Origin of the sequence: Aeromonas sp. OTU364, from assembly GCF_038440395.1 — a bacterium.
Lineage (GTDB): Bacteria > Pseudomonadota > Gammaproteobacteria > Enterobacterales > Aeromonadaceae > Aeromonas.
On record NZ_JASATR010000002.1, the window covers coordinates 42,619 to 56,222 of the forward strand.

11 protein-coding genes are annotated in these 13,604 nt (G+C 57.8%); 7 read left to right on the top strand and 4 right to left on the bottom strand.

What is annotated here, in order from left to right:
• Nucleotides 1-470: 470 nt before the first annotated feature.
• The 3 genes from AAHB08_RS03115 to ptsG all read left to right on the top strand — a co-directional run bounded on the left by AAHB08_RS03115 (nt 471) and on the right by ptsG (nt 4,733).
• Nucleotides 471-1,808: a maltoporin gene (locus tag AAHB08_RS03115; RefSeq protein ID WP_025327924.1), complete on the top strand. Its 1,338-nt coding sequence runs from the start codon at nt 471-473 to the stop codon at nt 1,806-1,808.
• A 90-nt stretch (nt 1,809-1,898) separates the two neighbouring features.
• Nucleotides 1,899-2,873 carry a MalM family protein gene (locus AAHB08_RS03120; protein ID WP_265436257.1) on the top strand — a complete coding sequence of 325 codons (975 nt, stop codon included), beginning with the start codon at nt 1,899-1,901 and terminating at the stop codon, nt 2,871-2,873.
• Nucleotides 2,874-3,302: 429 nt separating this feature from the next.
• Nucleotides 3,303-4,733 carry a PTS glucose transporter subunit IIBC gene (ptsG, locus tag AAHB08_RS03125; RefSeq protein ID WP_202046942.1) on the top strand — a complete coding sequence of 477 codons (1,431 nt, stop codon included), beginning with the start codon at nt 3,303-3,305 and terminating at the stop codon, nt 4,731-4,733.
• 175 nt (nt 4,734-4,908) lie between these two features.
• Here the strand turns inward: ptsG and AAHB08_RS03130 are convergent, their stop codons facing one another.
• The 4 genes from AAHB08_RS03130 to map form a co-directional block, all read right to left on the bottom strand.
• A complete protein-coding gene (locus tag AAHB08_RS03130; RefSeq protein WP_202046941.1) occupies nt 4,909-5,292 on the bottom strand; it encodes a DUF3461 family protein in 384 nt (127 codons plus the stop codon).
• 212 nt (nt 5,293-5,504) lie between these two features.
• Nucleotides 5,505-6,332 carry a 2,3,4,5-tetrahydropyridine-2,6-dicarboxylate N-succinyltransferase gene (dapD, locus tag AAHB08_RS03135; RefSeq protein ID WP_005330795.1) on the bottom strand — a complete coding sequence of 276 codons (828 nt, stop codon included), beginning with the start codon at nt 6,330-6,332 and terminating at the stop codon, nt 5,505-5,507.
• Nucleotides 6,333-6,508: 176 nt separating this feature from the next.
• Nucleotides 6,509-9,166 (bottom strand): bifunctional uridylyltransferase/uridylyl-removing protein GlnD, encoded by a 2,658-nt coding sequence (gene glnD, locus AAHB08_RS03140; protein ID WP_342058076.1) that lies wholly within the window; start codon nt 9,164-9,166, stop codon nt 6,509-6,511.
• Between the two features lie 86 nt (nt 9,167-9,252).
• A complete protein-coding gene (gene map, locus AAHB08_RS03145; RefSeq protein ID WP_139436560.1) occupies nt 9,253-10,041 on the bottom strand; it encodes a type I methionyl aminopeptidase in 789 nt (262 codons plus the stop codon).
• Between the two features lie 358 nt (nt 10,042-10,399).
• Here map and rpsB point away from each other — a divergent pair, with 358 nt between their 5' ends.
• From rpsB to frr, 4 genes are all read left to right on the top strand, one after another.
• Entirely contained in the window at nt 10,400-11,128 is a 729-nt protein-coding gene (gene rpsB / locus AAHB08_RS03150) for a 30S ribosomal protein S2 (protein WP_025327917.1), read from the top strand.
• A gap of 104 nt (nt 11,129-11,232) precedes the next feature.
• Nucleotides 11,233-12,114 (top strand): translation elongation factor Ts, encoded by an 882-nt coding sequence (tsf, locus tag AAHB08_RS03155; protein ID WP_139436558.1) that lies wholly within the window; start codon nt 11,233-11,235, stop codon nt 12,112-12,114.
• Between the two features lie 71 nt (nt 12,115-12,185).
• On the top strand, nt 12,186-12,920 hold the full coding sequence (pyrH, locus tag AAHB08_RS03160) for a UMP kinase (RefSeq protein WP_025327915.1): 735 nt from the start codon (nt 12,186-12,188) through the stop codon (nt 12,918-12,920).
• 96 nt (nt 12,921-13,016) lie between these two features.
• The gene (frr, locus tag AAHB08_RS03165; protein ID WP_139436556.1) at nt 13,017-13,574 is read left to right on the top strand and encodes a ribosome recycling factor; all 558 of its coding nucleotides are present in this window, start codon (nt 13,017-13,019) and stop codon (nt 13,572-13,574) included.
• The last annotated feature ends 30 nt before the right edge of the window (nt 13,575-13,604 follow it).

The window sequence follows — 13,604 nt, forward strand, 5'->3', positions numbered from 1 at the left end:
GGGCGTGTTATTTTGGGATTCACCTAATCTTCCTTGAAATATATCCCGCACTTTATCGGGTTATTTTCCCCCACCAGATCGGATTCCTCAGACCCATATTCATCAGAACGGCGACACATCAGAAAATTAAAAGTTCCGCACTGAAAGCGATTTCAATCATGTTTTCGTCACGGCGCGACGGGTTAATCACTTAATCCTCATCGCAAATTAATACTTGAAAGCGCTTTCTTTGGTTTGTTTTTGCTTTAAATTGTTATCTGTTGGTCTGTTATTGCTTGTTTTCTCCTTTTTTACCTTGATATGCGTCCTCCGGGGTGGGGGCGCGCGATTTGTCACCGTTTTGTGAATCAGCTCATGTTTGTCGCGAAATTGGCTACATATAATCGACCCCGGTTATCGCTGAAACGTTTTTCAGTGATAAGAACTTGAATATCAGGATCACACTCCCAGCGGGAATAAGGAAAATGAAAATGAAAGCAAAGTGGCTCCCGATTGCAGCAGCAGTAACCGCTGCCCTGGCTTCCCAAGCCGCCTTCGCCGTTGATTTCCACGGCTACTTCCGTTCAGGTGTCGGTGTTTCCGGTGACGGGGACATGGTTAAATACAACGTCAACAAGGTTGGCCGTCTGGGTAACGAAAATGATACCTACGGCGAAGTGCAACTGGGTCAGGAAGTCTTCAACAAAGATGGCAAGACTTTCTATGTAGATTCCATGTTTGCCATGGCATCCAACGGTTCCAATGACTGGGAAGGCACCGGTACCGTCTGTAACTTCGACGCCAAACAGTGCAACGGCGACTCCGATTTCGCACTGCGTCAGTTCAACGTACAAGCCAAGGGCCTGCTGGGCTTTGCACCTGAAGCCACCCTCTGGGCCGGTAAGCGTTACTACCAACGTCACGACATCCACATCTCTGACTTCTACTACTGGAACATCTCCGGTGCCGGCGCCGGTATCGAAGGCATCCAGGCTGGTCCTGGCAAGGTCTCCTTCGCCTGGGTTCGCAACGACCGCAGCGCGGCCGATGTGTTCGGTCAGTACACCCAGACCGGTGTAGATGCCAACGGTGATCCGACTTATCAGAAGAACGAAGATCTGAACGTCAACACTCTGGACCTGCGTTATGCCGGTATCCCGCTGTGGCAAGACGGCTCTCTGGAACTGGGCGTTGACTATGCCATCGTCAACGAGACCGAAGCCCAGAAAGATCTGAAAAACGACAACATGAAAGACGGCGTCATGCTGACTGCCGAACTGACCCAGGGCATCTTTGGTGGCTTCAACAAGACAGTGCTGCAGTACGGCACCGAAGGTTACTCCAAGACCATGGCCTACTACGGTGACGGCTCCTGGTACGGTGCCGAAGCCAAGGGCGGTGCCGACGGCTACCGTATCATCAACTGGGGCGTCATCCCGATGGGCAACTCCTGGGAGATGGGTCACCAGCTGGTCTACGGTGTAGGCAACGAGATGTGGAGTGGTCACGACGAGACTCAAACCTTCTCCGCCGTTGTCCGTCCGATGTACAAGTGGGATGACTTCAACAAGACCATCTTCGAAGGCGGTATCTTCAAGGACAAGACCAGCTACACCAGTGGTGGCAGCGACAAGGATGGCGGTTACAAGCTGACCCTGGCGCAGGCCTGGTCTGCCGGCTCCAGCTTCTGGGCCCGTCCGGAAATCCGTGTGTTCGCTTCCTATCTGGCTGATACCGAAGCCGATGGCTCCGGTAGCAAGAACAGCTTCGAAAGTGGCACCTCTGATGACACCTGGCAAGTTGGCGTCCAGGCAGAAGCCTGGTGGTAAGCAATATCTTCAGTTAAGTTAGTCACTGCCCCCTGATGGGGGCAGTTTTGTTTAGCAGGATTTGGCAACCGGGTTATGGAGATAAGAAGAATGAAACTGGTAAAGATGTCTATCGCGGCCGTGGTTACCGCGCTGTTGGCCGGTTGTTCCGGTAGCATGGTGGTGCCCGTACAGGAGCACGCCTCCATCCTGAGTAATGCCGATCAGGCCAAGCAGGCACTCGCTCAGACGACGAGCTGCTGCAAGGCATTCAACGAATTCAATTATGTGGCTCTGCCGGAGGGGGACACGCTGTTGACCCTGGATGGCAAGCAACCCAGTTATCAGTTTGACGAGGGGATGAGCTACTTTGCCGCCTATCGTCTGCCGGCCAATACCGGCAACCTGGCCATCACCCTGGCCTCCCAGGTGAGCAAGACGGTACTCGTGCCCAAGGTGATCATGCTGGATGCCCAGTTCAAGGTGACCCGCGTGCTGGGTGAATCTGTCTTCACGTATCAGCCAGCCCACCTGCTCGACAATGACAGGATCGAAGGCAAGGTGTTCGTGGACCGCAGCATGCCGGGCAACCCCGCGACCGAAACCTACATGGTGATCTACGCCCCGGCCGACGAGCTGTCCGGCAGCACCACCATATTGCATCCCGCCAAGGCGTTCGCCCGTGCCAATGGCACTGTCGAGCCGGATATCAAGGATCCCGTCATCCCCCATTCTCCCTGGGGCCTGCTGCAACTCGAGGTCGTCGACATGGCCAAGGGGCAGGGCCTGGAAGCCGTGTTCAAGCCCGAGTATTCAGACAAGGTGGCGATGAGTCAGGCCAAGCCCGCCACGACGGCCGTGGCTGCGACGGCGGCGACCACTGCCGTTGTTGCCGCAACTCCCAGCACACCGGCTCCCGCCATGCTGAGCGAGACCGAGACCTTCTACAACAGCCAGATCGAGAAAGCGGTCAAGGCCGGGGATATCGACAAGGCGATGCAGCTGGTGAGTGAAGCCGAGCGGGCCGGTTCAACCAAGGCGAAATCCGTCTTTATTGATGCGGTGAAACGTTCACAAAAAAACTGAATGACTGAATTTATGTAGACTTATATTTATTTCAGGCCTCCCTTGTTGGAGGCCTTTTTAATCGGTAGACTGGATAATATAAAACATCAATGTGTTACATTGAGTTACAATGAGTTTCATTGGGTATTATATCGTTTCTCGGTGATTTATTTTGAAGTGATTCATTTCTTTTTGCCGCGCGACTATAACAATACGAAATAATATTCAAGATTCCCTCCCTTCCCCTTATTTGATTATCTTGTGATCTCTCCTCCAAATTTATTATTCCCTTGGGTGCGGCGCAGGCATTTTAAAAGCTGCTGGGTTATATTCTGTTGGTCAAAATAAGCAACCCGGGAAACGCATCCAGTACAACGTCAGATGAAGAAGGTCGTCATCTATAGCTGCACTGAGTCGTTGACGGAAAAAAATCCATTCAGGAGCGCACACATGTTAAAAAATGCTTTCTCTAATCTGCAAAAGGTCGGTAAGGCGCTGATGCTGCCCGTATCGGTCTTGCCCGTTGCAGGTATTCTGCTGGGGGTGGGCGCTGCTCACTTCAGCTGGTTGCCGGAAATTGTCTCCCAGCTGATGGAGCAGGCCGGTGGTTCAGTATTTGGTCAGATGGCCCTGCTGTTTGCCGTCGGCGTGGCACTTGGCTTTACCAATAACGACGGTGTATCCGGTCTGTCCGCCATCGTGGGCTACGGCATCATGGTCGCGACCCTGAAGGTCATGGCACCTGTGATGGGCGTCGAAAGCATAGATACCGGTGTGCTGGGGGGTATCCTCGCCGGTGGTGTCGCTGCCTGGGCGTTCAACCGTTTCTACAAGATCCAGCTGCCCGAGTACCTTGGCTTCTTCGCCGGTAAGCGTGCCGTGCCCATCATCACCGGCTTCGTCTCCATTGGCCTGGGTGTTGTGCTCTCCTTCATCTGGCCGCCGATCGGTGGTGCCATCGGTGCCTTCTCCGACTGGGCTGCCAACCAGAACCCGGTACTGGCCTTCGGTATCTACGGCGTGGTTGAGCGCTCCCTGATCCCGTTCGGTCTGCACCACATCTGGAACGTCCCCTTCTTCTATCAGGCGGGTACCTGTGTCAACGCCGCTGGCGAAACCGTACACGGCATCATGACCTGCTTCCTGACTGCTGATGACGCTTCCCGTGCTGCCGGTAACGGCTTCGGTCAACTGGCCGGTGGTTACCTGTTCAAGATGTTCGGTCTGCCTGCTGCTGCGTTTGCCATCGCTCACGCTGCCAAGCCGGAAAACCGTGCCAAGATCGTAGGTATCATGGCCTCCGCTGCCCTGACCTCCTTCCTGACCGGTATCACCGAGCCTATCGAGTTCTCCTTCCTGTTCGTCGCGCCAGTGCTGTATGCGATTCACGCCCTGCTGGCTGGTCTGGCCTATGTGCTGACCAACTCCCTGGGTGTCGTACACGGTCACACCTTCTCCAACGGCTTCATCGACTTCGTGGTGCAATCGCCCCGTGCCGACAACATGCTGCTGCTGGTCGGTCTGGGTCTGGTCTACGCCGTCATCTACTACGTGGTCTTCACCGTGGTGATCCGTGCCATGAACCTGAAAACCCCGGGTCGCGAAGACGAAGCTGCCGAAGAGACCGTTGGTCAAAGCAAAGACGAGATGTCTGCTGCCCTGGTGTCTGCCTTCGGTGGTAAAGAGAACATCGCCTCCCTGGACGCCTGCATCACCCGTCTGCGTGTCGGCGTGAAGGATGTGGCCAAGGTTGACCAGGCTGGTCTGAAGAAGCTGGGCGCCGCCGGTGTGGTGGTTGCTGGCTCCGGCGTACAGGCCATCTTCGGTACCAAGTCCGACAACCTGAAAACCGAGATGGACATCTGGATGAAGAGCAACTAATGGTTGCCTGACATCGAGAGTTCCGAAAAGGGAGGCGAAAGCCTCCCTTTTTGCTGGGCGCTTGTCAGCCAGCTGGACGGGGCTGAGCAGATCCGGGGGAGGGGGTTGGCAGCTTCCCTGTGGATCGGCATTAAAAAAGGCGCCTGATGGCGCCTTGTGCAGGATGGGAAACTGCCTAGAGTTTTTCCAGATCCCGCTCTATCTCGCTTATCTTGTTCTGCACCACTTTTTCCAGATGGCGCAGGTCGCGCAGGATTTTCTGCTTGATGTCCTGATCGATCTCGACCTGTACGCCCTGGGTCAGGTTATCCAGCTCATCCACCACGTACTTGAGGTTGGCGTTGATCTCGGTGACATCCTTGTACTCATGGGTGCCCGAGTCTATCAGCATGGTCTTGCGCTGACGGGGATACTTGAACTTGACGCTCTTGGCGAAAAACTCCCCCTTCTGCTTCTTGAAATAGATCTTGAGGATGTCGTGGTTGGCCTCCTGGCGCAGGGTATAGCTGTCCACTGAGGTGGGCTCCTGGATCCCCAGGCTCTTCAGATTCTCGTACATCGGGCTTCCTCGGTTTGAAACGATCCTGACCCATCTATCTTAACCGAGTCACGGTGGCTTGCCTGTGACAGGAGCGCCAAAATCACCAGGGTCCCAAAAGATCCCTTTTTTCGCTGCTCGGTCGTGCATGAGGGCCACCCAAAATAGTGTGGCTGGCTCACCACCATCAAAAAGGGCGCCATCAGGCGCCCTTTTATTCACGGCAACGCGGATTACTCGTCGATGGAACGCAGCAGGGCGTTGATACCGACCTTGGCACGGGTCTTGGCATCCACCTTCTTGACGATGACGGCGGCATACAGGCTGTACTTGCCGCACTTGGAGGGCAGGGAGCCGGAGACCACCACCGAACCGGCCGGCACGCGACCATAGTGGATCTCGCCGGTTTCGCGGTCATAGATGCGGGTGGACTGGCCGATGAAGACGCCCATGGAGATGACGGAGCCCTCCTCGACGATCACCCCTTCAACCACTTCGGAGCGGGCACCGATGAAGCAGTTGTCCTCGATGATGGTCGGGTTGGCCTGCAGCGGCTCCAGTACGCCGCCGATGCCGACGCCGCCGGAGAGGTGCACGTTCTTGCCGATCTGGGCGCAGGAGCCCACGGTGGCCCAGGTATCGACCATGGTGCCTTCATCGACGAAGGCGCCGATGTTGACATAGGAGGGCATCAGCACTGTATTGGGGGCGATGAAGGAGCCCTTGCGAGCGGTGGCCGGCGGCACCACGCGCACGCCCGCCGCCTTGAACTGCTCGGCGGTGTAGTCGGAGAACTTGAGGGGAACCTTGTCGTAGTACTGGGCGTCGTCGCCCTTGATGATGCCGTTGTCATTGATGCGGAAGTAGAGCAGCACGGCCTTCTTCAGCCATTGGTGGACGACCCACTCACCGGCAATCTTCTCGGCGACCCGGGCCTTGCCGGAGTCCAGCAGATCGATGGCCTCCAGGATGGCGGCCTTGGTGGCGGCATCGACGGAGCCGGGGGTGATGGAATCACGGCGCTCGAAGGCCGCTTCGATGGTCTGTTGCAACTGGGTCATGACAGGTTTCCTTTAAAAAATTCTGTTTGTTGTATCACACTTTTCCAATCGTTTTTAAGGGCTCTGGCCGATTTCTTCAAAAGAAAGGCGATTTATTGTACTTAAGTGGCCCAACCACTTGTTCTGATTGATAAATCAGAACGATAAACGGTGTCTTGTGAAGCCTTGTCCGGGCCTTATCGCCCCTCCTCGTCCCCCTGCTCCTGCGGGTTGAGCTGATTGACCAGCCGCTCCTCCAGCGCCTGCTGTTCGGCCTGGTTCAGCGGCTCGCCGGCCAGGGTGGTGAGGCTGAAGAAGTCTTCCACCCGCTCGCCTATGGTGGTGATCTTGGCGGCATGCAATTCGATGCCGCACTGCTGGAAGACTGCACCGATGCGGGCCAGCAGGCCCGGGGTATCCAGGGCGGTCAGCTCCAGCAGGGTGTGGCGGCTCTCCCCCTTCGTGGGTGAAGAGCGGGGCAAGAAGACCACCCGGGTCGGCACGCTGAACTGGCGGTGGCGCCTGGACAGGGGCTTGTTGCGCAGCACCAGCTTGCCCGGCTCCTGCAACGCCTTCTCCAGCGCCTTCTTGATGGTGGCGGTGCGGTTGGGGCTGATGGGTTCGCCATTGGGTTCGAGCACGATGAAGGTGTCCAGCACGTAGTCGTTGCGCGAATTCATGATCTGGGCGTCGTGGATGTTGAGGTTCTTCTGATCCAGCGCCGAGGCCACGGTGGCGAACAGATTCGGGGTGTCGCGGCAATAGATGAACACCTCGCTGCCGCCCCGGATGGGGTGCTTGCCGATGAGCACCAGGGGGGCCGGATTGTCGCCGTGCGCGATGATCTTGCGGCAATGCCAGGCGATCTGCTCCGGGCTGTGGCGCAGGAAATAGTCGGCCTTGAAGTCGTTCCAGAGGGCGCTGACGGCCTCCTCCGGCACCTCGCGCTGGGCCAGGATCTGCCTGGCCTGACGCTGGTTCTCGCGGATCTTGAGCCGCATGTCCGGCGGGTTTTCCAGCCCCTGGCGCAGCGCCTTCTGGGTGGCGAAGTAGAGTTCGCGCAGCAGGGTGCCCTTCCAGTCGTTCCACAGGGTGTCGTTGGTGGCGCAGATATCGGCCACGGTCAGGCAATAGAGCAGATCCAGGTGCAGTTCGTCGCGCACCTTGTGGGCGAAGTCGGTGACCACTTCGGGATCGTAGATGTCGCGGCGCTGGGCGGTGACCGACATCAGCAGATGGTGGCGCACCAGCCAGGCCACCAGGCGGCTCTCGTAGCGATCCAGCCCGTGCAACTGGCAGAACTCCAGCGCATCGACGGCGCCGAGTTCGGAGTGATCTCCCCGCCGTCCCTTGGCGATGTCGTGGAACAGGGCGGCGATGCTGAGCAACTCCGGCTTGCGCAGCTGGGCGAACACCTCGTGGCAGAGCGGGTGGGTCTGGCGGCTGGCCGGGTTCGGGAAGCGATGGATGTTCTGGAGCAGGCGATGGGTGTGCTCATCCACCGTGTAGGCGTGGAACATGTCGAACTGCATCTGGCCGACGATGAGGTTCCACTGGGGCAGATAGGCCGCGAGGATCCCGTACTTATGCATAAGAGTGAGGGGCTGGCCGATGCCGTTGGGGTGGCGCAGCAACGCCATGAAGAGGCGACGGCATTCGGGCAGGTCCTGCAGCCAGCAGCTGAGGGTGCGTCTGGCCTCCCGCAGCTGGCGCAGGGTGGCGGAGTGGATGCCGGCGATGTCCGGGTGCTGGGCTATCTGGTAGAAGAGCCGCAGTATGGCGGCGGGGTCGCGGCCAAACAGCTCGGAATCCACCGCATCGATGAGGCGGCCACGGAGCTGGAACTCGTCGCTGATGCGGCGCACATCCATGGCGGTGTTGCCGAGGATGGCCTCGTCAAACAGCTGCAGCAGCATCTCGTTGAGCTCGGCCACCCGTCTGACCGTCTGATAGAAGCGTTTCATCATCTGCTCGACCGGGCCGTTGCCTTCCCCCTCGAAGCCCAGCATCTGGGCCACGGTGCGCTGGCGGTCGAACAAGAGGCGGTTGTCCCCCTTGTTGATGGCCATGTGCAGGGCGAAGCGCACCTTCCACAGGAAGTTCTGGCAGTCGAGCAGCTCGCGGTACTCGGCCCGGTTGAGGAAACCGTGGCTGGTCATCTCGAACAGGGTAGTGGCGCCGAAGTGGCGGCGGGCGACCCAGGCCAGGGTCTGGATGTCGCGAAGGCCCCCGGGATTGTTCTTGAGATCCGGCTCCAGCTTGTAGGCGGTGCCGAGAAACTGCTGGTGGCGCAGGCTCTGCTCCTCGCGCTTGGCGCGAAAGAAGGCCTCGCTCGGCCAGAAGTGCTGGGGCTGAGTGGCGGCCTGCAGCTGTTCGAATCCCGCCTGGCGTCCGGTGATGTAGCGCGCCTCGATGAGGTTGGTGGCGACAGTGATGTCGCTGCGGCCCTGCTCGATGCACTCGCTCACGTTGCGCACCGACTGCCCGACCTCCAGCTTGAGATCCCACAGCAGGGTGATGAACTCGCCGATGCGCAGCCCCAGCACCTCGTCCAGCTCGTCCCCTTCATAGAGGATGAGCAGATCGATGTCGGAGTGGGGGTGCAGTTCGCCCCGGCCATAGCCCCCCACCGCGATCAGGGTCAGGTTGGTCTTGTCGAAGCCGAACTTGTGCCAGAGCCTGGTCAGCAGCGCATCCATGTACTCGGAGCGGGTGGCCACCAGTTCGATGATGTTGTCACCGGCATCGAAGCGCTCGTGCAGCCAGACAAGAAAGCGGCTCAGATACTCCTTGCAGTTGTCACGGGTGAGCTGGTCGTCGGGTAACAGGTGGGGGGAAAGCAGACTGGCATCCATGGCATCTCACACACAAGTGGCAGGCAAACGGCTGGAACGGGCAGTAAAAACCCCGGCGCTTTTGAGGTCAGGGCCGGGGTTCGATGTTAGCTGTGTTTGATGACGCGGTCGATAGTGTCGTCGGGGCGCAGGGTGAGCACCTCGCAGCCATCCTCGGTGACCAGCAGGGTGTGTTCCCACTGGGCGGAGTCGCCGCCATCCTTGGTGGTGACAGTCCAGCCATCCTTGGGGTTGATGCGGCAGTGGTACTTCTTGCTGTTGACCATGGGCTCTATGGTGAAGCACATGCCCGGTTTGAGCTCCAGCTTGCCGCCATTGCGGTAGTGGAGGATCTGCGGCTCTTCGTGGAACTCGCTGCCGATGCCGTGGCCGCAGTAGTCACGTACCACGGAGAAGCCGGCCTGCTCGACGATGGGCTGGATCACGGCGCCGATCTCGGTGATGCACATGCCGGGACGCACCCGCTTGATGGCGGCGTACAGGCTCTCTTGCGCCACCTTGCACAGCTGGCGACGCAGGGGCGTGGTCTGGCCCACGATGAACATGGCGGAGGTGTCGCCGTGGTAGCCATCCTTGATGACGGTGATGTCCAGGTTGATGATGTCCCCTTCCCGCAGCTTCTTGTGATTGGGGATGCCGTGGCAGATCACATCATTGACCGAGGTGCAGATGGACTTGGGGAAGCCGTGATAGTTGAGCGGCGCGGGGATGGCCTGCTGTACCTCGACGATATGGTTGTGGCACAGGGTGTTCAGCTCGTCAGTGGTGACGCCAGCCTTGACATGGGGGGCGATCATGACCAGCACATCGGCGGCCAGCTGGCCGGCAATGCGCATCTTTTCAATCTCTTCCGGTGTCTTGATTTTAATGGACATGGGATCTCTCTTGGGGCCTGACTGCGCATCCTGCCGATGCCCAACAATCAGGTAATGAAAAATAGATGCGTTTGCAATCAGGGCAAAATTTTATCCCCAACCCCCGTTTACTTCCAGTGTGATCGTCATCGCAACGTCATCCAGCGGTCGCAGCCCTCGCCAGGATCCATTTTTAGCGGCCCAGCTGGTGGTGTCCTGACCAAAGTTATGGTATAAAGCGCGCCGGAATGGGGAACTTGTGCCCCCTTCTATCACCCTTACTCAATAACACACACACATCGACACCTGTACCGGGGTGCCCCTTTGGGGTCGGTTACATGGGATGTGTGGAGGCCTAACCCCAATACAGAGGTATAAAATGGCTAAAGTTTCTATGCGCGACATGCTGCAAGCCGGCGTTCACTTCGGTCACCAGACTCGTTACTGGAACCCGAAAATGAAGTCCTACATCTTCGGCGCCCGCAGCAAGGTTCACATCATCAACCTGGAAAAAACCGTTCCGATGTTTGACGATGCCATGAACTTCATCAGCTCCGTAGCTGCCAAGAAGGGCAAGGTCCTGTTTGTAGGTACCAAGCGTGCCGCGTCTGAAGCCGTAAAAGAAGCCGCTGAGCGTTGCGACCAGTTCTATGTTAACCACCGCTGGCTGGGCGGCATGCTGACCAACTGGAAAACCGTTCGTCAGTCCATCAAGCGCCTGAAAGATCTGGAAACCCAGAGCCAAGACGGTACCTTCGACAAGCTGACCAAGAAAGAGGCGCTGATGCGTACTCGCGAAATGGACAAGCTGGAGAAGAGCCTGGGTGGTATCAAGAACATGGGCGGCCTGCCTGACGTTCTGTTCGTTGTCGATGCCGACCACGAGCACATCGCTATCAAAGAAGCCAATAACCTGGGTATCCCGGTAGTTTCCATCGTTGATACCAACTCCAACCCGGACGGCGTTGACTATGTCATCCCGGGTAACGACGACGCTATCCGTGCCGTACAGCTGTACCTGAATGCTGCTGCTGACACCGTACTGGAAGCTCGCGCTCAGGACATCGTTGTTCAAGCCGAACAAGATGGCTTCGTTGAAGCTGAGTAATTGATAAGGACTGTAAAGCCCTTATTAACCAAGCTGATGTAATTGGTTAGCAGGGGCCCTTGTGGCCCCTGTTTCTTGTCAATTCAAGACCGAGGATACTGGACATGGCTAACGTTACTGCCGCCCTGGTAAAAGAACTGCGCGAGCGCACCGCCGCTGGCATGATGGATTGCAAAAAAGCACTGGAAGAAGCCGCTGGCGACATCGAGCTGGCAATTGAGAACATGCGCAAATCCGGTCAGGCCAAGGCCGCCAAGAAAGCGGGCCGTATCGCCGCTGAAGGCGTGATCTTCGCTCGCACCGAAGGCAACGTTGCCGTCATGATCGAGCTGAACAGCGAAACCGACTTCGTCGCCAAAGACGCCAGCTTCATGGCCATGGGCCAGAAGATCGCCGACATCGCCGCGACCCAGAAAATTGCCGACATCGACGCCCTGAAGGCCGCCGATTTCGGTAACGGTGAGTCCGTTGAGCTGACCATCACCAACCTGATCGCCAAGATCGGTGAGAACATGAACCTGCGTCGCGTGATGCTGGTTGAAGGTGACAACCTGGGTACCTATGTACACGGTTCCCGTATCGGTGTTATCACCAAGCTGACCGGCGGTACTGCCGACCTGGCCAAAGATCTGGCCATGCACGTCGCTGCCAACAGCCCGCAGTTCGTCAAGCCTGAAGATGTGTCTGCTGAAGTCGTTGCCAAAGAGCGCGAAATCCAGATCGACATCGCCATCAACTCCGGCAAGCCGAAAGAGATCGCCGAGAAGATGGTTGAAGGCCGCATGAAGAAGTTCACCGGTGAGGTTTCCCTGACTGGTCAACCCTTCGTGAAGGACCCGTCCATCACCGTGGCCGAGCTGCTGAAGAAAGAAGGCGCTGACGTTGTCTCCTTCACCCGTTTCGAAGTGGGCGAAGGCATCGAGAAGCAAGAGACCGATTTCGCGGCTGAAGTTGCAGCCCAGATCGCGGCCGCTCAGAAGGCCTAATCGAACCGGTTTTTCCGTTTCCCCAGACCGCGACTTATGTCGCGGTCTTTATATGACCAGGAATCAGTGACATGAGTACCAATCCCAAGCCTGCATACAGACGTGTTCTTCTGAAGTTGAGTGGTGAAGCCCTGCAAGGATCCGAGGGTTTTGGCATTGATCCAGCGGTGCTGGAGCGGATGGCCCAAGAGATCAAAGAGCTGGTTGAGCTGGGTGTTCAGGTCGGTCTGGTCATTGGCGGCGGCAACCTGTTCCGTGGTGCCGGTCTTGCCAAGGCGGGCATGAACCGCGTGGTGGGTGACCACATGGGCATGCTGGCGACCGTCATGAACGGCCTGGCCATGCGTGATGCTTTGCATCGTGCTTATGTGAATGCCCGTCTGATGTCTGCCATCTCCCTGCAGGGTGTCTGCGATTCCTACAGCTGGGCCGAGGCCATCAGCCAGCTGCGCGCCGGCAAGGTGGTGATCTTCTCCGCCGGTACCGGCAACCCCTTCTTCACCACCGACTCCGCAGCCTGCCTGCGCGGCATCGAGATCGAAGCCGACGTGGTGCTCAAGGCCACCAAGGTCGATGGTGTGTTCACCGATGATCCGGTCAAGAACCCGGATGCAGTGCTCTATCAAGAACTGAGTTATGATGAAGTCCTTGAAAAAGAACTCAAAGTGATGGATCTTGCTGCTTTTACCCTGGCCCGCGACCACGATCTGCCGATCCGGGTGTTCAACATGAACAAACCGGGCGCCTTGCGTCGGGTTATCATGGGTGAGCCGGAAGGTACCCTGATCCACCACGTCAGCAAGTAAGACAAGCCTGAGCCGCCTGGCGCGCTTGTCCATTACGCCAGTAAACAAGATAGATACGGGCCGCATGCCGGCTCGTTCGCCAAAAGGAAAACCACTGTGATCAACGAGATTAAAAACGACGCCAAGGACCGCATGGCCAAGAGCGTAGAATCGCTCAAGACCCAGATGTCCAAGATCCGTACCGGCCGCGCTCACCCGAGCCTGCTCGACGGTATCCAGGTGGAGTATTACGGTGCCGCCACTCCTCTGAAACAGTTGGCTAACGTAGTGGCAGAAGATGCCCGCACCCTGTCCATCTCCATCTTCGATCGCTCCATGATCCAGGCGGTGGAAAAAGCCATCCTGACCTCCGATCTGGGCCTGAACCCGTCCAGCAATGGCCAGACCCTGCGCGTGCCGCTGCCCCCGCTGACCGAAGAGCGTCGCCGCGATCTGACCAAGATCGTCCGTGCCGAGGCCGAAGGCGCCCGGGTTGCCGTGCGCAATATCCGTCGCGATGCCAACGCAGACCTGAAGGCGCTGCTGAAGGACAAGGAGATCTCCGAGGATGACGACCGTCGTGCCCAGGAAGAGATCCAAAAACTGACCGACGCCTTCGTCAAGCTGGTGGATGAAGCCCTGGCCGCGAAGGAAAAGGAGCTAATGGAAATCTAAGCCTCCGACAGGTATATTACGAGCGCCGTG